This window comes from Vibrio sp. WZ-1 (assembly GCF_052037695.1).
Classification (GTDB): domain Bacteria; phylum Pseudomonadota; class Gammaproteobacteria; order Enterobacterales; family Vibrionaceae; genus Vibrio.
Map to the genome: position 1 here is coordinate 330,795 of NZ_JBQEQR010000085.1, position 23,430 is coordinate 354,224.

A 23,430-nucleotide genomic window follows, 5' to 3' on the forward strand; every position below is an offset into this window, starting at 1 on the left:
TCCTTCGTCGGCTCGCTCTGCTTCAGGTTAGGAGTCATTCCGGACGAGCCTAAGCGAGCCATCCGGAATCTATCTTTTTAAGACGTAAGTTTCTTCTCTCTCAAGAGAAGGGAGCGAAGTAGAGGCTTCTATTTGCTAATGCCGAGCTTTTTACCCATACGATACAAGTTGCCTCGATCCATCTGTAAAAACTCTGCCGCTTTTGCCCAAACACCGCCAGTTTGACTTAAAGCGTGTTCAATCAAGTCACGCTGATAACTTTCTATTAACTCTCGCATTGGCTGACTTTCTTTCGGCAAGTGATGTGATGTGTTTTTTACATCGTCCAGTGCCAATGAAGTATCAAAGTGGCTGAGCATAATAGTGCTCGCGCCTTGCTGAATAGCATGTAATGCCGCACGCGTTAAGGTATGCTCAAGCTCTCGAACATTACCGTACCAAGGCAGAGATTCTAGTTGAGTCAGTACCTTAGGGTGAACGTGAAGGTTTGGTGCGTTAAATTGCTGACGTACTTTTTCCAACAAATACCCTGCAAGAACTGGAATGTCACCATCACGTGCACGCAATGGTGGCACTTTGATTGGGAATACGTTTAAGCGATGGAACAAATCCGCACGGAATGTGCCATCTTCCACTTCTTTCTCTAGCTGTCGGTTAGTGGCTGCGATGATGCGTACGTTCACCATCAAATGCTGATCGCTGCCCACACGTTGCAACTCACCTTGTTGGATAACTCGCAGCAGTTTTGCCTGCAAAATCAATGGCAATTCACCCACTTCATCTAGGAAGATTGTACCGCCATCAGCCAGTTCAAACTTACCTGCACGATGACTATTGGCTCCGGTAAACGCGCCTTTAACGTGACCAAACAGTTCGCTCTCCGCTAGACCTTCGGGTAGGGCAGCGCAGTTTACGTAAATCATCGGTTTATCGCTGCGATGAGATTGAGCATGAACTGAATGAGCAACAAGCTCTTTACCTGTCCCCGTTTCTCCCGTTACTAATACTGCGTAATCCGACTGAGCAACGGTCGCAATGTTGTTTCGTAATTGATTGATTTGTGGGCTTAAGCCAACCATGTCACTGTGTTGTGAGCGCGCTTGTTGGATCAGGGTTTGTGTGACGCTCTTTTGCTTCTGGTTCTGCGCTTTAAGAGCTTTTAATTGTGCAATGTTACGCAGTGTCGCCGCCGTTAGTGCCGCGAAGGTTTCGATAGCTACTGGGTCGATATGATCAAACGCGCCAACAGCAAGCGCATCCATGGTTAACGCGCCAACAAGTTGTCCTTCGACGTACAAGCTAAAGCCCATGCAGTCATGGACATCAATGCACTGATCTTCCGTTAAAAGTGTTCCATCAAATGGATCGGGCAGGGCGCAGTCAGCATCAAAGCGAACTGGTTCACGACTGTGGATAATAGCGTCCAAGCGTGGATGAGCTTTAGGAAAGTAACGGCGACCGAGTACTGAGCTCGATAGGCCCTTTACTGCAACTGGCGTTAGGAAGCCATCTTCATCAAAGATAAACAAACAACTTGCATCACAAGGGAATACTTGTGAGACCCCATCAATAAGGCTCTGGTATTGCTGTTCATGAGAGCGATTTGAACTCAGATTGAGTGCGATATTGAGGAGTACATGGTCGACGGTAGGAGTCATAGCAAGTCCAGAGTTATCTTGAATGGGCTCATGCTAGCAATTTGATGTCATTTGAACATCGAAAGGTGCGAGAGATTGATGTTCCATTGACTACGATCAAACTTGATTCAAAAAATGCGTAAGCCTATGAGTAAGTAATGAGTGCTCGCGTGGATTAGCAATCTTGAATTAATAAATGCAAACCAATGGAACGGACGAATAGTGTTCAAATCAGCGAGGAACAACCCTTGCGTCATTACCAGACATGTTGATTTGGACGGCTTGTCCTGGCTGGAAAATCATGTTTGGATTTGCTTCTTGAACGACAGATATGATCTTTCCATCCTCTAGGCGAATGGTCAGGTTCACACCATTTCTTTTCGCGGTTGCTTCGGCGGCTTTACTACCGGCATAACCACCTAACAAACCACCACCAATGGCTGCGATATCTGATCCAGAGCCTCCCCCAACTTTCGACCCCAGAATACCACCCACGGCAGCACCTGCAATTGTGCCGATGGCGTTGGCTTGGGTAGAGGCATCAATGGTTACTGGCTCAACTTTTTCTACCGTTCCGTAGTAAACCTGCTGAACTTTACGAGTATCGGACGAGCCGTATGCATCTCCGTACGGGTTAGGTGAGGTACAGCCGCCAAGCAAGATCGCACAAGAAATAGTGAGTAACATGCCTAGCTTGAAGTATTTTTTCATATAGCCTCCGAATGGTTTCTCCACCCAAAGAGTATATACCTCTATTTTGCATGTGCTTTGATGCTTTAGGAAACAATGATTTAGTGGCGTTCTTCCTCAAAAAATGAATATTTTGTGCGGTGTTAGCTATCTTTGAGTGTATGAAACCCAGAGTAAATACGCGTAAAGGTAGTAAACCAACACGCCGCCCCAAAGATGTATGCAATCACGGCAAAATGTTGTGGGAACAAACAGAACAATACGAAACAACCAATGGTCTCTGTGCCTTCTGTCAGGCCGCTCATGTAGTATAGAGATTTGTGCTTGTAGACAGGGTTATCGATACCGCGTTTACCTGCCATGATCGCGAAAGCTAAGAAGCTGCTTCCTGTTCCAATAAACGAGAAGATCAAGAATGCGCCCGCGACAGCGTTTTGTCCTGGGTTTGCTAGTACAAAGCCAAAGGGAATCAGAGAATAGAACAAGAAGTCTAGGCTAATATCAAGGAAGCCTCCGGCATCGGTGATGCCTTGAATCCTCGCTAAAGCACCATCCAATCCATCACAAATTCGGTTTAGCAGAATAAACGCTAATGCAAGCGTGTATTGCTCTGCTACCAAGGCAGGAAGCGCAAAGCAGCCAAGGGCGAAGCCAAACAAGGTGGTTTGGTTAGCTGTCACGCCACATTTATCAATCAGTTTTGCGCTTTGTGTTAGTGGCCACTTTATGATTTTGATACTTAGGCTATCAAGCATGGCTAGTCTCCCAAGGCCAGTTCAGGCAGCGACTGCCCTCAGGAATATCATCCTCATCGTGAGTCACCATTAAAGCAGGAATATTGGCTTGTTGAAGCTGCTCCACGACCCAGTTACGAAACTGTACACGTAGATCTTTGTCCAGCTTGCTGTAGGGCTCATCAAGTAGGGCAACTTTCGGTTTCGCTAACAACATGCGAGTGAGGGCAATACGTGCGCGCTGACCGCCTGATATTTGGTCTGGGAAAGATTCCGCGAGTTTGGTTAACGAGATGTGCTTCAAAGCCTGCATGGCGCGCTCTTTGCGTTCAGTCCCTTTGATTGAATTGGGTAGTGCAAAAGCAAGGTTTTCCCACACGGTGAGATGTGGAAAGAGCAAATCGTCTTGGAACAGAATACCCACCTGGCGCTTATGCGCAGGCAAAGCATCCAGCTTTTCGTTATCGAGCGTGATTGAGCCTGAATAGTCGAACTCGGAAGACAGGTGACCAGCAATGGCATCCAACAAGGTGGATTTGCCACAGCCGCTTGGACCCATCAGGGTAACAATTTCACCTTTCTTTACGGTCATGTTGAACGCAGAGAAAAGTGTGTCGCCATTGGTTTTACGGATGGCGAGGTTTTCGAGACAAAGACTCATTCGGTAGTAAACCTTTAATAGACAACCGGCGATACTTGACGTGTAAACGACTAAGTAGAATCGCAAAAGAGAAGAACATTAACGGCAAGAGCGCTTGCCAAATTGCGTAAATCGCGGTGACACGACGGTCGAAGCCACTTGAGAGGGCTACCGCTTCTGTTGTTATTGTGCTGATGCGACCGGCCCCCAGCACTAGTGTTGGTAGGTATTGAGCCAAGCTCACACTAATTCCCACTGCCCAAGCAAAGGCAATTGCAGGCAGAAGAATCGGCAGTTTGACTTTTAGCCAAGCCTGCATCGGTGATTTACCAAGGCTTAGGGCAACACGAGTTAACCCATTGTCGAAGCTGCGCCAAGGGCCATCCAAGGACAGATAAACAAACGGGAACGCAAAGAACACGTGAGCCCAACATACCCAGAAGAAGTACGCGTTGCTGTCGAGGTACAGCGTGACGACTTGCATACCAAACAACACAGATAGCTGGGGGATCAACATTGGTACGGCAATGATGTATCCCGGCACCTGCCAGCGGTAACGTAATCGGTATTCATGAGCAATCAGCGCCAGTACAAGGGCAATAGACGCACTGATCACCGCAATCAACATGCTTTGCTCGAGCGTGCCGAGAATGCTTTGCCACTCGTATTCCCAAAAACGTAAGCTGTAACGGCTTGGTAATAAATCTGGGAATCGCCAACGTTGAGCGAAGCTCCAGACCACCATAAGTGGCACCATTAACAGTGCTAGCAAGGCAATCATAGAGAACAAGGTTTTACCCGGTAAGCGGAAGCCGCTACGGCCGGAGTATTGCCAGCGTTTGAAGCCTTTGGTAATGCTCCATTCGACGAGTCGTGCAAAACCAATCAAAAGGCTCGCAATGGCAAACAACATCACTGCACCTGCCGCCGCTCTTGGTAGCAGGGATAAGTCAGGATCGTTAAACCACTGCCATACCAACACAGCAAATGTAGGAGGGTTGGTTGGGCCAATAATTAGCGCCACATCAACAACCGACAAGCTGTAAGCCAGAACAGCCAACATTGGGAAGCGCAGCTTTGCTAACCATTGTGGGAAAACGCATTTCCACCAAGCTTGTGCTGAGCTGTAACCCATCGAATGGCTGACTTTTTCAATCTTTTCGACTTTTAATTGCTGAAGAATAGGAATGCTCATCAACAATAAAAACGGCACTTCTTTAATGGCAAGCATGATGATCAAACCTAGTGCGTATGGGTCTTTGATCAGTAGTGCTAAGTCATTCACTGTTTGGGCATTTGGATCGTAACCAAACATTTGGTTGAGTACGCGAACACCCATGCCCGTTGGCGCAAATAGGAAAGCAAAACCAATAGCAAACGCCACGTGTGGCATAGCGAGAAGTGGGGAAAGGCTGACTTCAATCTTACGCCAGAATTTACTGCCCCAAGAAGCTTGCAGAATCGCAAACGTCATTAAGCAAGCAAGGTAACTGCTGAAAATGGCGGAATAGAAAGTCAGGCCAATGGAAGTCCACACGCCTTCCCAATTGAAGACGGCACTAAAGCCATCCAGTGAGAAGTGATGTAAACCGATAGGAGGAACATAGCCGAGCGCAGAAACCACCACTCCGAGCAACCCCGGAATGGTTGGCAATATACAAACTGCGATAATAACTAGATACAGCGCTCTTAACATGGATGCTTATTAATTCCCGTAGCGTTTCAACCATTCTCTTTCTAGTGCAGCTTGCCAGCTTGGATGTGGCTCTGCGATAGATTTGAATTGTTGAGTATTTTTAGCCGTGCCCGTTAGGTATTGGCTGCTTAGCACAGAAGGATCTCCCCAGATATTGATATCACCTTTGCGAGATTGCGCTTCAGGGCTTAATAAAAAGTTTATAGCAACTTGTGCGCCTGCACGGGCATTTGCGTTCCAAGGAACTGCTAGGAAGTGAATGTTAGACAGCGCGCCAGCATCCATCGCATACGCTTTGGTGCTCTCTGCAAGGTTGCCGCTTGATTGTGCTGAGTAAACCGCGTTCGGGTTGAAGGTGATGGCTAAGTCAATTTGACCGTCATCCAGCAGTTGCACGGTTTCCGCGGTACCACCCGGGAACTGCTTACCACCGCGCCATGCGACTTTGTGAAATTCATCTAAGTAAGCCCATAGTGGTTGTGTGACGGTTTTAAATGAATCGCCTGTCACTGGCTTTTGCAGTGCAGCGTCGTTATGACTCAGCTCGATTAGCAGAGATTTGATGAAGCTGGTGCCATGAAACTCTGGTGGGCGAGGGTAAGTCAGACGATTTGGAAACGCTTTTGCGTAGTTCAGCATTTCTGCGTACGAGCTTGGCGGGTTGTTTAGCGTTTTTTCATCGTAGATAAAGACCAGTTGGCCGACACCCCAAGGTGCTTCTAGACCATCTGTTGGTTCAGAGAAATCGATATCTACCGGTAGTGTTTTGTCGACATATTGCCAACTTGGTAGACCGTCAACAAAAGGGCCAAACAGCAGTTGGTTGTCTTTCATTGATTTAAAGTTTTCACCGTTAATCCAAACCATATCAACACTGCCACCGCTGTTTTTGCCTGCAGCTTTCTCTGCAATAAGACGAGTGGTGGTTTCAGAAATATCAGTGACTTTGACGTGGTTAAGCGTCACGTTATAGCGAGATTTAAGCTCTTTGCCTGCCCATTGGATGTAGCGGTTAATTTCTTGGCTGCCACCCCAAGCATGAAAATAAACGGTTTGACCGTCGGCTTGCTGTTCTATTTTTTGCCATTCTTCTGAATGAGCAGCGGCGAAAGAGGAGGTGGCAAAAGTGGTGGCTAAAATGCCAATGGTGCTAAGTAGCTTTTTCATACGTAATCCGTGTTTCTTATCTTTGTTTTCATTTTGGAGCTCTGTATACCCGTGCGATGAAAATCATTTGTTTTCAGCACTAAATATAAGGGTATAAACCACGCTGGAAGCTCCGTTCCCTCAGGTGGATAGTAATCTATCTCGCTTTATTATCAACGCGAATTTGATAATAGATTCAGAGAATTACTCGCCTTGTGAGGTCATACCAATCCACGTCAGTTTTTGGCCTTAAAAGTCACCAATTGAAGGGCAAAGTGTGAGCAAATTAGTAGCAATGAAAAGAGCGCAACTCTCGATAAGTCGCACTCTTTTGGCGTCAATAATGGATAGACCGGATTACTTCGCTAATTCTTCCATGTTGATGCCTTTTTTCTTCGCGATGTATTTTGGAATCAGAGACATGCCAAACAACACAAGGCCTGCCACTGCAAATTTCACTAGCAGCATCGCAGACACGCCGTTTGTCGCAATATCACCCGCCATGTAAGCGAAGATGAATGCACCTGGTGCCATTGTTAGTAGCGAAACCAGAGCGTAAGTACCTAGGTTTAGGCTGGTTAGGCCGTAAGCGTAGTTTTGTAGGCTGAATGGGAACACAGGCACAAGACGAGTCAGGATCAAGAAGCTTGTACCATTTGCTGCTACACCGTCATCGATTTTTTTGAAGATTGGGTTGTCGCCAAACTTCTTCATGATGGTGTTACGCAATAGGAAGCGTGCCACGATGAATGCTGCCACTGCGCCAAGCGTTGCGGAAAACAGCGCCAATACGCCACCTTTGATAGGACCAAATACGATACCTGCCACAATGGTGAACGCACTGCCCGGAAGTAGGAAAACACACGCAAACACGAATGCTGCTACGAATACGGCGTAACCCCACACACCAAAGCTTGCGATCCAATCTTGTAGACTCTTGATGTCAGTGATGATTTCAAGAATGCCAGTTTGTTTTGCCGCGAACAGAGCAATAGCTACAACAGCGACGATAAGAGCAATTTTTACGAATTTCATAAGTTCAACTTCACTTAAACCTAATAATTAAACAGAGATAGCTACACAGACATACACTTGATCAGACCCGCTTTTGATTTGTAGCGGTTGAACCAAGCTTTCACAGGGCTAGCGAGTACGTTGACTGGTGGCTGATCACCTTGCATGATCACTGGGCCGAACATCAGATCCAGAATGTGCCAAGATTTCGTGCCAACACCCATCATGGATGCACGGCAAGCTGAGCAATAAACTACGACGCAGTCTGTCTCGAACTCTTCAACACGGCGCTTGATTACGCGCGTGGCCACGTCTGGGTTTGCTGGCACAACCATGCCGCCGAAGCCACAGCAGCGCGTGTTTTCGCGTGTGTGTTCTGGCTCAGAGGTTTTGTAACCAAGTTCATTTAAGATCCAACGGATGCCGTCTTGCAGTTCTTTCTCGTAGCGAGTTGAACAAGAGTCGTGAATGGTGAATACCACATCACTGTTTTTTGCTTTGCCGCGTAATGCTTCTGGCAGACCAATTTCAGGAAGCAGTTTCCATAATGAAACTGGCTTTTGTGTGCCACCAGATTTCTTGATCATGCCGTAGCAGCTTTGACATGCCACGATGACTTCTTGTGCGTCCAGCTTGTCAAAGTCAGCTTGAAGCTGGCCGTAGCGCTCTTTGAACTTCTCTGTTTGACCGATAGCCGCGGTCGGTTTGCCACAGCACTTCTGCACTGCGCCCATCTCAGGGAATACTTCTTTTAGGTAGCTTGCGATTGCCGCTACGCCTTCTGGTGAGTAGGATGGCAAGCTGCATCCTGGCATAAATACTTTATTACTCATTTTGTCGATACCGCTCGTTTTGCCATAGTGAAGATTTTTGAGAAGCCCAGCTTCTGGTGCATGTTGATCGCTTTATGACCCGGCATTGGAGATTCACCGTTGTTTGCCTTAACAAAGTCAGCACGTGCGCCTAGGAACATTTCCTTCATCGGGAAGTCTTTCGGACACACGATGGTACATTGGTCACACGCGTTGCATGAGTAAGCCATCAGTGGGTCCATCGACTTGTTATTCACAAACTCAGAGAAGATGGTCTTCGGACAATCGCTGAAGTCATTCATCATGATGCACTCGGTCATACATAGCTTGCAGCTACATTGCAGACAGCGAGAGGCTTCTAGTTTGATTTGAGCTTCAGTAAAGCCTAAATCCACTTGGGCAAAATCTTGCTTACGCTCTTCAGCGTCACGTAATTCACCGTGTAGGCGAGGGGTATCTACCGTACCTTTTGGTAGTGGTACGTCTAGACGAGATGCGTAGTTGTATTCTTGCTCGAAATCGCGATCTTCAGTCAGTGGACGAGCCGTTAGGAAGCGCTCAACACTCATTGCTGCTTTACGACCCAATGCCATCGCTTCAATCACGATGTTACCGCCACATGCGTCGCCGGCTACGAATACGTCTTCTAGACTTGATGCTAGTGTCTGTTTGTCGACAACGTAACGACCGCCGCGAGTTTGTTCTAGTGCACCGTCAGTAATGTCTGCCACGATTTGGCCCGTAGCGAAAACAACCGTATCCACAGAGATGGTTTTGCTTTCTTCGCTGTATTGAGGAGCAAAATTACCTTGCTCGTCGAAGATAGACAGTACTTTCTTGAGCGTAATGCCTGTAACTTTGCCGTTCTCATGTTCAATAGCGACTGGGCCCCAACCTGCGTTGAACTCGACGCCTTCTTCTAGTGACTCGTCGATTTCGACTTGGCTTGCAGGCAGGTTTTCAAGGCTCTCAAGTGAGCATTGGTAAACGTCGCTTGCACCAATACGCCATGAAGAGCGTGCACAGTCCATTGCAACGTCACCACCACCGATAACCATCACGCGTTTACCTGCACGTGGGAATTGGCGAGTTTCAGAAATCTCTTTTAAGTATTCAACCGCAGAGAACACGCCATCATTGTCGTGACCCGGTAGCGGAATGATTGAACCTACGTGCGCACCATGTGCAAGCACCACTGCATCGTGTTCATTACGTAGTGCTTCGAAGCTGATGTCTTTGCCGATTTCAACGCCAAACTGAGTTTTGATCCCCAGCATCGCTAGGTAGCTGTATTCGAAATCGATAACATCGCGTGGTAGACGGTATTCAGGGATACCCACACGCATCATGCCGCCGTATACGTCTAGCTTTTCGTAAATCGTTACTTCGTGGCCTTGACGACGAAGTTCGATCGCTGCTTGAGCACCAGCAGGGCCAGCACCTACGATCGCAATGTGTTTGTGCGTTAGAGGGGCAATGTTGAGATCCCAGTGATCTTGGTTATCCATTTTCTCTGCGACGAAACGTTTGATGCCCGCTACGCTGATTGGTTGGCCGAACTCTGTGTTGCGACGACAAGACGCTTCACAAGGGTGGGCACAAATACGACCAAGAGTTTGAGGAAGGAATAATTTGCTGCGGATCAGATCCAAAGCGCCTTGGAAATTCCCTTCGCCTGCCATGCGAACGTACTGTTTTACGTCCGTGTGCATTGGACATGCGGTTTGACATGCCGGATCGGTATCACCCATACAACCATCGACAATCGTTTGAGCGGTGTCGAATAGCTTTTGGCTAAAAATTACATTGTTCATTCACTGCGGTTCCGTGTTGATTAGCTCTTGCCGTTGATAACGTTCACTTCAGGATTCTTTTGCTCGTAGTGAGCCTGGCTGTACTCGATCCATGAGCCGTCGTAGTTGTAGACGCCTTCTGCACCGAGGACTTCAGTAAGAATCATGGTGGTGTGGGCAGAGCGAACACCAGATTGGCAGTAAGCGATGACTTTTTTGCCTTTGATGATGTCGCCGTAAAGGGCTTGCAGTTCTTCTGCTGATTTCAGCGTTGTGTCTTCGTTCAGCGCTTTAGTCCAGTTAATGTGAACACTGCTTGGGATTGTGCCAGGGCCGTACGCGCCAGAAACCGCAACCTCACCGTTGAACTCGTCGTTGCCGCGAGTATCTAGGATCACCCAATCAGGGTTGTTTTGCGCAGCAATAACCATGTCTAGCGTGGCTAGGGCATTGTTATCTTGTTGTGCGTTAGGTGCGTTGTATTCAACTGCTGCCACACTTTGGTTTGCAGAGCCAGTCGGGTAACCAGCGCCCATCCAAGCGTTCAAGCCACCGTCAAGGTAACGAACGTCTTGGTGGCCAAGATTATGGATTTGCCAGTAAAGGCGAGCTGCATCGTGGTGAGAGCCCGCTGCATAAACCACGATTGTGCTGTCTGCTGTCGCGCCGAAGCTGCCTAGAATCGTTTCCATCTCTTCTGTGCTGTTGCTCATACCACCGAAGTCGTAGGCGTCTTCAGCTGCTGAGTAATCGTTACGCCACATAGTGTAAGAGCCAGAAATAGGGCTATCTGGTTTGATAGGATTTAGCGCACCGATCACAACCACGTCTTTGTCACCGTCCATCAGCGACTTCAGTTGTTGTGCAGAAATGAAGTGTTCTGGGTGAGCGTACTGTGTGAACTTCTGCTCTTGAGCAGCTGCATCCACAGTCACAGCCTCAGCCGAAAACATCGTATTGTAAGCTGAGTAGCCAACCGCTGTAACAGCGGCGAACACACCCAACGCAATCGTCGATTTTTTCATGAGTTGCTTCCATATATTAATTTAAAGTTTTGCTGCCGAACCTTCGATGGTTCGACAGATAGAATGCTTTTGAAGGGGGAGTACAGGCATGAACGTTTTTTATTCATTTTGGGTGTTCATGATTTAAAACAGGTGAAAATGCGCTCTACCCCTTTATGGGTAAGGCATTCTGAGGAAATCGTTTAAATGGCGATATTGTGGTTTCCCACAATAATGATGTGGGATTGATCTAAAGCAACAAAGTAGCAGGGGGGAATGGTGGTAAAATGCGCCACAGCCGTATTTTGGTAGTATTTTGTAAGTGATTGATAATTATTCTCAAAAGTTTATTCTTTTCATTTTTGCTCTCTCTTTTTTCTTCACCTCTTTTGCTTTTGCTAATGACCAAAAAGTACAGAGAACAGACTACGATGTGGGTGTTTTAGCGCTGCGTGGACACGCACATGCGCGAGAAGCATGGCAACCGACTTTGGATTGGCTGGAGACTCAGAATCCTGGCTATCAATTCAACCTACATACTTACGATTTCGACCAGCTTGAAGATGCATTTTTACACGGTTGGCTCGACTTCATTCTGACCAGTCCAGGGCAGGCGACCAAACTTGCTCGCGAGTACCCAATCAACTGGTTGGCAACGCAGAAAACTGCTTACAGTGATTTACCAAATAAGTCGATTGCCTCGGTGGTGGTTGTACGTGAAGAATCGCCTTTTAAAACACTGAAAGACATCAATAAAGCCAATGTTGCGGCGGTATCGGAAAAAGCGTTTGGTGGGTTTCTCGCGCTGCGTTACGAGCTCGATAAACTGGGCTACTTCAAATCATCATTCTTTGAAAAGATCCACTTTACTGGCCCACCGACGGATCAGCTGATTTTGGATGTGATCGAGAACGATCTCGATGTGGCGATCGTTCCTGCTTGTACTTTGGAGAACATGGCGAAAGAGGGGCGTATTCAACTGCATAACCTACGTGTATTGAATGAGAAGCGTCCTGCAGATTCAGTTTGTGCGGTGAGTACGCCACTGTACCCGAACTGGACGATGGCGATGACGGAACGCGCACCAGTCGATGTTGGTCAGATGGTGGCACAAACCCTATTCGCAATGCCAGAAGACCACCCGGCAGCGGTTGCTGCAAACAATGTCGGTTGGATGCTGCCTGCACCGAGCATCAATGTAGATAAAGTTTACAAGCACTTAGACATGCATCCGCTGCAAAAATCTTGGGGACTAAAGGCGCAAGAATGGCTGCATAAGAATCAAGCGATTGCAATGGCGTCTTTACTGACGTTATTGCTATTGACAGGGTATCACTTCTGGCTGGAGTGGAAATTCCAACGTAGTCGCGAAAAATTAAAAACAACAATGAACGACTTACGCCGCAAGAGCTCCATGCTCGAGCATGCACAGCGTATCACCATTGTTGGCGAACTTGGCAGTAGCATTGCGCATGAAATCAATCAGCCGCTGGCGGCGATTAAGAACTACAGCCAAGGGGCAAAAATGCGCATGGAGCGTGGTACTACGGCCGAAGAGATGGCACCGATCCTTGATAAAATTCAACAGCAGGTCACTTCTGCAAGTGACATTATTCAGCGCCTTCGTAGCTTGATAAACAAAACGCCAATTGAAAAGAGCTGGGTGGATTTAGCTTCGTTAATTGAAGAAGCGATGAAGCTGGTCGATTACGAGTTTCAACGTCACCGAATTCAATTGGGCGTGCTTTACTCTGGCGAGCCACAAAAAGTCTTTGCTGACGCCACTGGTTTGCAGCAAGTCATTCTCAATGTTCTGAACAACGCAAAAGACGCCTGTTTGAGCCATGTGCCGAAGCGCAAAGACTTGTATGTGGATCTCCACGTTAGCTTTTGCGATGAGATGGTGATTATCGATGTGATGGACAATGGCATTGGTATCGAAGAGCAAGAGACACCATTAGATCAAGCCTTCTACACCACCAAAGAAAATGGACTGGGCTTAGGTTTGGCCATTTGTCGTGATGTGCTTGATGCCCACCAAGGTAGTATTCAATTTAGGTCAATTGATCCAACAGGGTGTCAGGTGACCATCGTTTTACCGTATCAGGAGGCTTGTCATGAGTCGTAACCTTTGTTCGCTTTATATCGTTGATGATGAAGAGTCAGTATTAGAGTCCATGGCGTTTATGTTAGAGAGTTATGGCTATGAGGTTGAGACTTTCTCTAGCGGGATAGATTTTCTCAATGAGGTCAATTTGTCTGCACCTGGTTGTGTTTTGCTTGATAGCCGCATGCCAGACATGCGCGGGCAAGATGTTCACCAAATGATGAACGAGAAACTCAGTCCAATTAGCGTGATTTACCTGACTGGACATGGTGACATTCCAATGGCGGTGGATGCGCTAAAAGATGGCGCACTCGATTTCTTCCAAAAACCAGTCGATGGTAACGCCCTTGTGATGGCGGTGGATGATGCGATGGCCCAGTCACTCAAAAATGGTGAAAAGTTGGGCGCAAAGTTGATCTTACAAAACCTCACTAAGCGTGAAAAAGAAGTGCTAGGCTTGGTGGTAAAAGGGATGAAAAACCAAGAGATGGCGGACTTATTGTGCGTGTCTTTGAGAACGATTGAAGTACACCGATCTAATGTGATGAAAAAACTTGAGGCAGAAAGTCTTGCGGTGCTGATTCGTAAGGTTGGACACCTGATCTAAACTCATCGATTTTGGCATCGACAAACGAAGCTGTTTGGGTCTAAATAATCATTGTAACCCAATGATATTTTGGGAAAGGTTTGCTCAATTGACATCTGGAAGATAACATCAGCAAGCAGAATAAACCTTATCTTGGCTAGAACCTAACTATGTTTGTCGATACCGTTAAAAGTGCTTTTTCTTCCCTGAGTACTCATAAACAAGCGATTGCTAAAGCAACCGTGCTTCCTATTATTCTCTCAGTCATTCTTGATCTCCTCTTGAGCGCATCAGAGGGTGACGGTGCTACTGTCTTAGTGCAAATTTTGATGGCATTACTGTCTGCCATTGTGGCTATCAACGTACACAGCATCATTTTGAAAGGCCCTCAATCGGTACCTCAGTGGGGACGTTTCACCTTTGGAAAGATCGAAATGTGGTTTATTGGCCACTACTTGGCAATGACAATCGCAGTTGTCGCGGTTGCGGCGCTTTTCGCCATGATTAATGTAGCACTTGCCGCTATCGCGTTGCTGGTGTTAGGTGTTATTTGCTGTCGGCTGGTACTTGTGTTTCCAGCGATTGCTATTGGTAAAGGTGTCTCTTTCCCTTATGCATGGAATCTGACCAAAGGCCATACTTGGTACATGATGAGCGTGGTTATTTTGGTGCCGCTTCTGTTTGGATTGGCGATGTCGCCATTGGCGTTTTTGCAACTGCCTTTCTTAATGAGTCTACTGAGCTTTGTAGTCACCATCATCGGGATTGCAATTCTGTCTAAAGCGTATGAGCAATTGAGTGGTTTTGACGGGGAGTCTTATTCTCAGCAGTCATTCTGATGCTTAAATGAAAATAAACTTCGATATAACAAAGTGTTAATGATGCATAAGCGCTTCCTTTGGGAGGCGCTTTTTTATTGTTGTTTGTAGGTGGATTTACCTACTTTTGTAAGAATTTATTACAAATTACATTTTTGAAGTGATATAAAGCACACCTCTGATGAGGCCGGTCTTGTTTTTTGACTGTCTCATATCGAGGAAACTCATTTCGAGGAAACCATGACTTTTTAATTGACGATTAAGGAAGGTGCTTTTTGCTCATTAGTCCGCCCTAGAACGATCTCTCAGATGCGTTTGCATCACTCCCTTCACCGTGCGCAATGCACCAATTAAGGCAATACGTTTATGAGAGATTTATGTTTAAATTTACAAAAGATACTTGGTTCAACAATGTTAAAGGAGATTGTTTATCAGGAGTTGTTGTAGCACTGGCACTCATTCCAGAAGCTATCGCATTCTCTATTATTGCGGGACTCGACCCTAAAGTGGGGTTGTATGCCTCGTTTTCCATCTGCGTCGTGATAGCGTTTACTGGCTCAAGGTCCGGAATGATTTCCGCGGCAACTGGAGCGATGGCGTTATTGATGACCACCTTAGTTAAAGATCATGGTTTGCAATACTTGCTTGCCGCATCGTTTTTCGCTGGCGTGCTGCAACTGTTAATCGGCTATTTGAGGCTAGGGGATTTAATGCGTTTTGTATCCAAGTCGATTATGACAGGGTTCGTTAACGCTTTGGCAATTCTAATTTTTATGGCTCAACTGCCTGAACTGACTGACGTTTCTTGGCCAGTTTATGCTTTGACCGCGTTAGGTTTAGCCATCATCTATTTGTTCCCATACCTGCCGAAAATCGGAAAAATGCTGCCTTCTCCATTGGTGTGCATTATCTTGGTGACGGTGATTGCGTTGATGTTTGATATCGATATTCGCACCGTTGGCGACATGGGTGAACTGCCCAGCGCGCTCCCTGTGTTCATGATTCCCGATATTCCTTTCAACCGCGAAACTCTACAAATCATTTTCCCTTATTCGTTAGCATTAGCCATTGTTGGTGTACTTGAATCATTAATGACCGCATCTATCGTCGATGAGTTGACGGATACAGAGAGTGAGAAAAACGACGAGTGCAAAGGACAGGGGATTGCGAATATGGTCGCATCGCTGTTTGGTGGTATGGCAGGGTGCGCAATGATTGGTCAGTCGATGATCAATATCCAGTCTGGCGGTCGAACACGTTTATCGACGCTTTGCTCCGGTGTATTTTTGCTGATCATGGTGGTGTTTTTGGGAGATTACCTCAAGCAAATCCCAATGGCGGCACTCGTTGCCGTGATGATCATGGTAGCAATTAGCACTTTCTCATGGCACTCCATTGCAGAAATGCGTAAACACAGCTTGTCGACAAACCTTATCATGCTATCGACTGTGATTGCGGTTGTTGCCACCCACAACCTTGCTATAGGTGTGTTGGTGGGTGTTTTATTAGCGTGTGTTTTCTATGTGAATCAAAGCCGCACCTTGATGAAGGTTTCGGATGAAGTCATTGTCGATAACGACCATACGATTCACAAAGTTCATGGGCAAATCTTTTTTGCTTCCGCTTACAGCTTTACCGATATGTTTGATTTCGACAATACGACAAGGTACATCACGATTGATTTATCCGATGCGCATTTTTGGGATATCACCGCGATATCGGCATTGGATAAAGCGATTCTTAAGTTCCGAAAAGGGGGCTCGATAGTCGCTGTGACCGGAATGAACGAAGCGACGTTGGATATGATTGATCGCCATGCGGTTTATGACGATCCAGAAAAGCTTGCTAAACAAGGTATGGGACACTAGAAGCAAAAAAAGCAGCCATTGGCTGCTTTTTTAGAGACTTATTCTGTCAGAGACCGATTGCCTCGAAACGAATATGGGATTAGTTTACCCAATCACGCAATTCGAACGTTAGTTCGTGGTCTGCGTTTTTCAGTACTAGACCTTCGTTAGTCAGAGTAATGTTGCTCCAATCAGAAAGCGTTTCAGACATTACTTTTTCAATCTTCATTTGGTCATCCATACACATCATCATGGTCATACCCATTTTTTCGATGCGTAGTTGGTTGTCTTTCAGTTCAGCTTGACCGAAGAAGTTGTTACAACCAGCGTTGCCGTTTGCCGTCAGGTTTTCGCCAATCTCTAGGCGAGGTGCTTTTTGACGCTCTTTCAGTTCGATGTTATTGCCATCGATTTGAACCAACTGCCAGTTATGGTGCTGTAGATCTTGAGCCGTAATTTCTTTCACATTGTCACCATTGCTAGCGCATGCAGTCATTAGAACTGGAAGTGAGATTGCTGCTACTAACGTTTTTAGGCTAAGCTTCATTTTATTGACTCCGTTTTTAGAAAACGTGGTAAGTATAGGTAATAAAACACTGTTTTTGTCAGCATACGGTTATGGTTTCGTATGTTTTTAAACACGGCGTATTTTATAACAGAGATCCCATTCTCGGTATTGAAATTCACCGAAAACTTCGAAATTTCTTATGGTTATTTGATTATAAACGTATCGGACTTAAATAAGTGAGCGGAAGAACGGGTTGAGCATGGAGCAATTGGAGTTTTTTACCGTCCCAAGTCCTTGTGTCGGAGTTTGTACTTCTGACGAAAAAGGTTACTGCAAGGGATGCATGCGTAAAAGAGAAGAGCGGTTTAATTGGCTGAGCTTTACTCCTGCGCAGCAGTTGCACGTCATTAAGCTGTGTCGACAACGATACAGAAGAAAGGTGTTAGCAGGGAAGGGTAAAAAAGAAGTGCCTCGCGATGATGCATCACCACAACAAGATCTGTTCTAGCTTTTTTATTTCTATTTTGATTGTTCTCGCTCCATAACGATTCCCGGCCCAGTCTGAAATTCTTATCCATAAGAGCCGGGAACTTCCTATCCATTTTCTCGCCCAAAGATATGAGCGTTTGGCGTTACTTTAAAGACCATTGGTCGCTTACCCAGCCTCCTGCTTGTTCGTCGAAGTGACTACCTGCAAAGCGATGATTTTGTTCCACGTCTAATTTACTGGTTGGCAATTCATCCATTAGTTGATGTATGTATCTCGCCATAGGATCAGTACACGCTTCGCGCTCTCTACGAGTGACCACTTCTTTAATTAATTGCAGTCTATAGCTGTTGCTGGCTCGTTTCATTTTGACCTCCAGAACTCGATGGCAGCAGTTTGAACACATTGGCGTTCAGGTGGCTGCTCGTTTGCGGGAGCGTAGAAGCCCATCGCTTTAGTTTGAAGTCTGAGAGACAAATTGTTTGAGAGCAGTGTTTGTAACGCCATTCGCATCTTTCTTAGAATCATTAGCTATGTGAATCAAAAAGAGTCATAAATCACAGTTAATGAATCTGTATCTTTGAAAGACCTTATCAAACATAGAAGTCCTACACAGAGGCGTCAACAACACAAATGAACATTTTTTGAACGATTTGTGAAGGTGGTGTTTTATCAGAGATTTAGCGCTAATAAAAAACCGGAGCCTTTAGGGCTCCGGTTGATCTTAGGGTCAGTCTGACGACCTTTGTTTCAGTTGTTAACTAACTGAGTGGACGTCGACAACAAGTTAAAGCAATTATGCTTGTTTAGTTACTTGCAGATGGACAGCCTTTAACAGCTTGACCGTTACTGAAGTACTGAATGTTGTCTAAGTTTTTATTGAAGTCTTCAGCTGAGATCTGAGGGTTGTTCACAAAGAACTCACGTAGAACAGAAGCGTCTGTCATCTGTGTAGACTCAACGTCGATGATTGGGTAGTTATCACCACCCGCTGCGCTGAAGCTGATTACAGAGAATGTGTAAGTTGCTGCAAGATCGAAGCCTTTGCCGTTGATGTCAGTGATTGTTACGTCGCTAGCATCACAGTCAACAGATAGCTTAATGTTATCTAGTTGAGCGTATGCACCAGAACCTGCAGACTTAGTTGCTACTACGTCTAGGTACTCTTTCACTTCTGCACCAGTCATGGTCGCTTTCGTTACAAAGTTACCAAAAGGTTGTACTGTTAGAACGTCACGGTAAGTGATGTCACCAGCTTGGATTGAATCACGAACGCCACCTGAGTTCATCACGCCGAAATCTGCATTTACTAGGTTGTAAGTACGGTATGCTTCACCCAATAGGTGACCAAGGTTAGTTTGCTGTGAGCGAACTACGTTACGGTCGCCTTCCAGCTTACCATCAGTTTCAGAAACTTTAACGTCTAGAAGGTCTTGGCCTTGCTGTTGGTAAGGAAGAAGAATCGACTTCACTGTTGCATCAGGCTTGATTTCTTCAGTAATGAACTGGTAATCACCATTTTCATCTTTCGCTTTTAGGTTTACTGGAATTAGCGCGTAATCTGCTAGGTGGAGTTTACCGTCGTAGTATTCGAAATCTGCGCGACCAACGTATTTGCCCCACTCATGCGCTTGCATGATGTAAGTGCCGTTTTGTTGGTCTGGTGCACAATCGTCGCCTGGTTTGAAATCAGCGTATTCGTTAGTGCCTGGTTCCATACATACAGGGTTTTGTGAGTGACCACCGATGATTGCGTCAAGCTCACCTTCTTCAAGAGAGCGAGCCAGCATTACATCGCCTGCAGCTTCACTACCGTGGTTACCGTCTTGGTAGTGACCCATGTGCGTAGTCGCAAATACTAGGTCAACTTTTTCGTTAGCTTCGATTTCTGCAAGTGTTTTTTGGATTTCAACTTGTGGGTCTTCGAAGTAAATGCTTGCTACATTGTCAGGGTTAACCAACTTCGCTGTATCTTTTGTAGTAAGACCGATTACTGCAACTTTAAGACCATTGATAGTAAACACTTTGTAAGGAGCGAAGTAACGCTCGTCTGTTACTTTACCGTCAGCATCTTTCTTATAGATGTTTGCTGCTAGCATTGGGAAGTCAGCAAGTTCTGCTTGCATGTCTAGGACATCTAGAGAGTTATCAAACTCGTGGTTACCTACTGCCATTGCATCGTAGCCAAGAAGGTTCATACCTACGAAGTCTGGCACTGCGTCTTGCATATCTGACTCAGGAACACCAGTGTTGATGTCACCACCTGAAAGTAGGATTGACTCACCGCCATTTGCTGCAACTTCTGCACGAATTGACTCAATAAGAGTTTTACGTGCTGCCATGCCGTACTCACCCTTACTGTTTTCCCAAAAACGACCGTGGTTGTCGTTAGTATGTAGAACAGTGAACTTAGTACATGAATCTGCCGTTTCACAAGTAACTGGAGAGTTATCGCTGTCTGAGCCACATCCTGCTAGTGCTGCGCCGACTGAAAGCACCAAAAGAGATTTGGAAAACTTCATAGGGGGATCCTTTCTGTGTGATTTTGATTTAGTTACGGCGTGAAATATACGGAAAAATTATTAAACTTTAGTGATCAACGTCTTATTTATACTTCTGTCGACGAAAGGAATTAATGAGGCTGCTACCTAAGTCTACAAATAAACAGAAATGGTATTTTGTGGTTGGATGTTGAATTTAAATATTTGTTCTGTGAGTAACTTAATTGAATTCATTTTTTTAATTTGAATCAATACGCATTTTGGTGAGATATGAAGCAAACTTTGGTGATTATTTTATCAGATTAATGTCTTAATACTCTCTGTGAAACAAATAGTTAAGATTTTTCTGTACGCTGTGTTGAGAGGAAGGGATGCTCAAAAAAACAACCACGCTTGCCGCAGAAATCGATTGCTCATGGCAAAAGCTGTTCAATGTGAGTGGCAATCTGTACAACGGCTATTCTTATGACCCGCACTATTGGAAAAAGTTCTCTGATCTCTGCGCTGTATTTCTATACCAATCGGATTCCGTCACCTTTATTTCTTGCCCAGAAAGTTTATGGGAAACAATTAAACATGTTCAACCAAGTGAGTTGGAGAGAAAACTCAATGATCAGCAATTGTTCTGTGAATTTGATGATGTCGACTACTATTTATTTAATGACAATAATAACAACAAAAACGACGCGATAATTTCACTTTCTATTGAGTCTGATCTTGCTCTACTTGAATCTTTTGTAAGCCGAATAAGCGAAGAAGATATTCTCAAAGCGGACTTTGACCTAGATAGCCATTTTTTTTATGGCACATTCGACAAAAACGAGCTGGTCGCGGTGCTGGCGTCTTATTGTTATAAAGGAAAAGAACCGTTTGAGTCGTTATCCATATTAGTTTCTCCTGACGCTAGAGGGAAAGGATATGGGAAAAGGCTACTTAGTCATTTAATCAAGGAAGTGAAGTCGAGGGAGCGTAAAATCAGGTATCGAGTAAATATCGAAAATACGCCTTCGATAAAGCTTTGCCAGTCTTTTGGGTTTGAAGCGTACAGTCGTCAAAGGGTGTTTACTCCGGAGTAATGGAAAGTCAAGCAATGGAATATACAGTTAGAAATGCAATTAGAGATGAAGCGGGTCAGATCGCCAAAATACACGTCGATTCATGGCAAGTCGCTTACAAAGGGTTAATGCCTCAAAGCTACATCGACCAATTTACTCGAGAGCGTAGAGAGCGAATGTGGACTCGGGTCATGACGGAGCAACTGGCGCATCTCATTGTTGTAGAGAAACAGAAGGAGATTGTCGGCTTTTTGAGTTATGAGTTGCCTAATCACTCTAGTGAAGATAAAACGGCGATTGTGACTTGCTGCTATGTATCGCCCTTATACTTCGGACAGGGTGCTGGCAGCGCTCTGATAGATGAATTAGAAACTCGCTTGCTCTCAACTCCAGTGATGCAAATCAGTCTTAAGGCGCTGGATAGCAATAAGCAAGGGCTTAATTTCTACAAGAAGTGCGGTTTTGTACGTTCTGGAGAGGAGGAGTCGGAAGTCATTGATGAGATGACACTCAACGACGTAACGTTAGTGAAGTACATAGCACGAACGTAATAACTTACTGTTGAAAAATATGCTGTGCAGTGTTTAGTAGAGTAGGCTATTGGCAATGAAGATATGATTGAGAAAAGAGAGGGGAAATTTACTTTTCGCCTAAATAGTAAAACCCCGGAGGTGGTAAGTCTCCGGGGTTTTGAATTTTTTAGATATCTCGGTTGGTAAGTCCGATAATCTTTATGCAAAAGGTTTGGATTTTATCCGTTAATTCCTTGGTAGGGAATTAGATACGGATGAAGTCCATGTGCTCAACTTTTGGCTTGTAAGCGTGACGTTGAACGTCTTGTGGCTTAACTTTAACTTCAGCGCCGTCGATAACTAGAACGATGCCTTCGTAGAACGCTGGCTTGTCCATTTGGTTAACGATGTCATCGTGGTTAAGAACGATAGCAACTGCTGCTTCTTCACCGCCGTATACAACTGCAGGGAATTTGCCAGCGTGACGTAGGCGGCGGCTCGCACCTTTACCTAGTTCAGTACGTACTACTGCTTCGAATTTCATAGTATTTACTCTCAAATTAGTAAAAAATAAACTTCACGACACAATGCGACCTTGTGTTCGTGGTAAAGCTTGAAACAGGAACTGTTCAAGCGAGCGCGGATACTATCATCCCACGATGCATTCAGCAACCCAAATCATACCTAAATTGCCAAAAAGACAGCGATTCTTCTTCAATTTTGGTGTGGCTTTTGTAAGTTAGGTAACGCTTTGTTCAAGTTGTGCTTATTTTGACCTATTTACCATTCTTCCCTTATCGCTTTTCTTCCTCTTCTAGACGAACTTCATTTCTTTGAATGGTAACTGCGACATTTGCCATTAACAAAGTGAACGCGAAATGAATGTTGACCTCAGTAACTGTTAAGTCAGTCGGTTCTATTCTCCTTCTTAAAGTAAGCAGATAACCTTAATGGAGCACATTATGAATTCAGTCAGCGTCGTGATTATTACTTTGAATGAAGAAAAACGTATTGGTCGACTACTTGAAGATTTAACTCAGCAAACGCACCAGAACTTTGAAGTGATCGTCGTGGATTCAAATAGCGAAGACTCGACACGAGAAGTGGCACAAGCTTACGAGAACTCACTACCGAAACTTACTGTCTGTCACATGGAAGCGCGAGGTGTTAGTTTAGGACGTAACACGGGAGCAGAGCTTGCTAAATACGAACGTATTCTTTTCCTCGATGCGGACGTGCGCTTACCGCGTGATTTCCTAAGTCGCGCAATGAGTAAGTTGGAAGATGCAAAGTTGGAAGTTGCGGGTGTTTACATGGGGTCAAAAGGTTTGCCAATGGCGCATAAGTTAGCCTACGGCATGTTTAACGCAGGTTTGTTCATTACTCAATATGTATTCCCAACCGCGGTAGGGGCTTGTATTTTCTCTACAAAACGTGCGCATAAAGAGATAAATGGCTTTGATGAGTCCATAACGCTTTGCGAGGATTGTGACTATGTTAAGCGCGCTTCAAAAACCTGGCGTTTTCGCTTCTTACCAATGACATTCGAATTTGACCCACGTCGTTTGGAACAAGATGGTTTCATGAAGATGGGTATAACGTATTTCAAAGCTAATGTGCATCGCTTTTTCTTTGGTGAGATGCGTAACAACGAAATGGAATACAAATTGAAGTGAGTCATTTAGCGTTAATGTGGGAGTTACATTCGCTGGCACAGTTTGTCGCAATGGGCAGTCAACATGACTATTACTCTGATGGAAACGTGTTGTTGATTAGCGAGCCGTCGTTAGCTCTAAATTTAAGTAGCCAGAGCTAAATCTAGATACAAAAATGGCACCTAGCG

22 protein-coding genes and 1 pseudogene are annotated in these 23,430 nt (G+C 45.4%); 9 read left to right on the forward strand and 14 right to left on the reverse strand.

The annotated features are described in order from the left end of the window. Positions 1-128 precede the first annotated feature (128 nt). From norR to ACTS60_RS22290, 10 genes are all read right to left on the reverse strand, one after another. Entirely contained in the window at positions 129-1,658 is a 1,530-nt protein-coding gene (gene norR / locus ACTS60_RS22245) for a nitric oxide reductase transcriptional regulator NorR (RefSeq protein WP_440890016.1), read from the reverse strand. 210 nt (positions 1,659-1,868) lie between these two features. Then, a complete protein-coding gene (locus ACTS60_RS22250; protein WP_440890017.1) occupies positions 1,869-2,348 on the reverse strand; it encodes a glycine zipper 2TM domain-containing protein in 480 nt (159 codons plus the stop codon). A gap of 122 nt (positions 2,349-2,470) precedes the next feature. Then, complete coding sequence (locus ACTS60_RS22255) at positions 2,471-3,082, reverse strand: CDP-alcohol phosphatidyltransferase family protein (protein WP_440890018.1); 612 nt, start codon at positions 3,080-3,082, stop codon at positions 2,471-2,473. Then, positions 3,075-3,722 carry an ATP-binding cassette domain-containing protein gene (locus ACTS60_RS22260; RefSeq protein WP_010449070.1) on the reverse strand — a complete coding sequence of 216 codons (648 nt, stop codon included), beginning with the start codon at positions 3,720-3,722 and terminating at the stop codon, positions 3,075-3,077. Before ACTS60_RS22260 ends, ACTS60_RS22255 begins: the two co-directional genes overlap by 8 nt. Then, positions 3,688-5,397: an ABC transporter permease gene (locus ACTS60_RS22265; protein ID WP_440890019.1), complete on the reverse strand. Its 1,710-nt coding sequence runs from the start codon at positions 5,395-5,397 to the stop codon at positions 3,688-3,690. Before ACTS60_RS22265 ends, ACTS60_RS22260 begins: the two co-directional genes overlap by 35 nt. Positions 5,398-5,406: 9 nt before the next feature. Beyond that, the gene (locus tag ACTS60_RS22270) at positions 5,407-6,564 is read right to left on the reverse strand and encodes an ABC transporter substrate-binding protein (RefSeq protein ID WP_440890020.1); all 1,158 of its coding nucleotides are present in this window, start codon (positions 6,562-6,564) and stop codon (positions 5,407-5,409) included. 336 nt (positions 6,565-6,900) lie between these two features. Next, positions 6,901-7,578 carry a TVP38/TMEM64 family protein gene (locus ACTS60_RS22275; RefSeq protein WP_010449063.1) on the reverse strand — a complete coding sequence of 226 codons (678 nt, stop codon included), beginning with the start codon at positions 7,576-7,578 and terminating at the stop codon, positions 6,901-6,903. A gap of 41 nt (positions 7,579-7,619) precedes the next feature. Beyond that, the gene (locus ACTS60_RS22280; RefSeq protein ID WP_440890021.1) at positions 7,620-8,390 is read right to left on the reverse strand and encodes a heterodisulfide reductase-related iron-sulfur binding cluster; all 771 of its coding nucleotides are present in this window, start codon (positions 8,388-8,390) and stop codon (positions 7,620-7,622) included. After that, positions 8,387-10,183, reverse strand: a complete 1,797-nt coding sequence (locus tag ACTS60_RS22285) for an FAD-dependent oxidoreductase (protein ID WP_440890022.1) — start codon at positions 10,181-10,183, stop codon at positions 8,387-8,389. Before ACTS60_RS22285 ends, ACTS60_RS22280 begins: the two co-directional genes overlap by 4 nt. A gap of 20 nt (positions 10,184-10,203) precedes the next feature. Next, positions 10,204-11,187, reverse strand: coding sequence for a sulfurtransferase (locus tag ACTS60_RS22290; RefSeq protein WP_440890023.1), 984 nt, complete (start codon positions 11,185-11,187; stop codon positions 10,204-10,206). A gap of 301 nt (positions 11,188-11,488) precedes the next feature. Between ACTS60_RS22290 and ACTS60_RS22295 the strand changes: the two genes are divergently transcribed. From ACTS60_RS22295 to ACTS60_RS22310, 4 genes are all read left to right on the forward strand, one after another. Further along, on the forward strand, positions 11,489-13,294 hold the full coding sequence (locus ACTS60_RS22295; RefSeq protein WP_440890024.1) for a sensor histidine kinase: 1,806 nt from the start codon (positions 11,489-11,491) through the stop codon (positions 13,292-13,294). Beyond that, positions 13,284-13,880 (forward strand): response regulator transcription factor, encoded by a 597-nt coding sequence (locus ACTS60_RS22300; protein ID WP_440890025.1) that lies wholly within the window; start codon positions 13,284-13,286, stop codon positions 13,878-13,880. The genes ACTS60_RS22295 and ACTS60_RS22300 overlap by 11 nt, the downstream gene beginning before the upstream one ends. A gap of 149 nt (positions 13,881-14,029) precedes the next feature. Continuing rightward, positions 14,030-14,698, forward strand: coding sequence for a hypothetical protein (locus tag ACTS60_RS22305; protein ID WP_440890026.1), 669 nt, complete (start codon positions 14,030-14,032; stop codon positions 14,696-14,698). Positions 14,699-15,054: 356 nt separating this feature from the next. Next, on the forward strand, positions 15,055-16,545 hold the full coding sequence (locus ACTS60_RS22310) for a SulP family inorganic anion transporter (RefSeq protein WP_440890027.1): 1,491 nt from the start codon (positions 15,055-15,057) through the stop codon (positions 16,543-16,545). Positions 16,546-16,624: 79 nt separating this feature from the next. Here the strand turns inward: ACTS60_RS22310 and ACTS60_RS22315 are convergent, their stop codons facing one another. Further along, positions 16,625-17,071 (reverse strand): META domain-containing protein, encoded by a 447-nt coding sequence (locus tag ACTS60_RS22315; RefSeq protein WP_038887289.1) that lies wholly within the window; start codon positions 17,069-17,071, stop codon positions 16,625-16,627. 220 nt (positions 17,072-17,291) lie between these two features. Between ACTS60_RS22315 and ACTS60_RS22320 the strand changes: the two genes are divergently transcribed. Further along, positions 17,292-17,540: a DUF1289 domain-containing protein gene (locus ACTS60_RS22320; protein ID WP_010449053.1), complete on the forward strand. Its 249-nt coding sequence runs from the start codon at positions 17,292-17,294 to the stop codon at positions 17,538-17,540. A gap of 124 nt (positions 17,541-17,664) precedes the next feature. Here ACTS60_RS22320 and ACTS60_RS22325 read toward each other — a convergent pair whose 3' ends face one another. Together ACTS60_RS22325 and ushA are read right to left on the reverse strand one after the other, a co-directional pair. Beyond that, positions 17,665-17,886 carry a hypothetical protein gene (locus ACTS60_RS22325; protein WP_010449052.1) on the reverse strand — a complete coding sequence of 74 codons (222 nt, stop codon included), beginning with the start codon at positions 17,884-17,886 and terminating at the stop codon, positions 17,665-17,667. Positions 17,887-18,325: 439 nt separating this feature from the next. Then, complete coding sequence (gene ushA / locus ACTS60_RS22330) at positions 18,326-20,041, reverse strand: bifunctional UDP-sugar hydrolase/5'-nucleotidase UshA (protein ID WP_440890028.1); 1,716 nt, start codon at positions 20,039-20,041, stop codon at positions 18,326-18,328. 350 nt (positions 20,042-20,391) lie between these two features. On the opposite strand from ushA, the gene ACTS60_RS22335 reads away from it, so the two are divergent. Together ACTS60_RS22335 and ACTS60_RS22340 are read left to right on the forward strand one after the other, a co-directional pair. Continuing rightward, a complete protein-coding gene (locus ACTS60_RS22335) occupies positions 20,392-21,096 on the forward strand; it encodes an N-acetyltransferase family protein (protein ID WP_440890029.1) in 705 nt (234 codons plus the stop codon). A gap of 14 nt (positions 21,097-21,110) precedes the next feature. Next, complete coding sequence (locus ACTS60_RS22340; protein ID WP_029561008.1) at positions 21,111-21,626, forward strand: GNAT family N-acetyltransferase; 516 nt, start codon at positions 21,111-21,113, stop codon at positions 21,624-21,626. A gap of 226 nt (positions 21,627-21,852) precedes the next feature. On the opposite strand, the gene rplY is transcribed toward ACTS60_RS22340, so the two are convergent. Continuing rightward, positions 21,853-22,131: a 50S ribosomal protein L25 gene (rplY, locus tag ACTS60_RS22345; protein WP_010449038.1), complete on the reverse strand. Its 279-nt coding sequence runs from the start codon at positions 22,129-22,131 to the stop codon at positions 21,853-21,855. A 418-nt stretch (positions 22,132-22,549) separates the two neighbouring features. On the opposite strand from rplY, the gene ACTS60_RS22350 reads away from it, so the two are divergent. Continuing rightward, on the forward strand, positions 22,550-23,263 hold the full coding sequence (locus tag ACTS60_RS22350) for a glycosyltransferase family 2 protein (protein WP_440890030.1): 714 nt from the start codon (positions 22,550-22,552) through the stop codon (positions 23,261-23,263). Then, positions 23,251-23,403, forward strand: a pseudogene (locus ACTS60_RS22355) (LssY C-terminal domain-containing protein); the annotation flags it as partial. The gene ACTS60_RS22350 and the pseudogene ACTS60_RS22355, both read left to right, overlap by 13 nt. Positions 23,404-23,430: the final 27 nt, after the last annotated feature.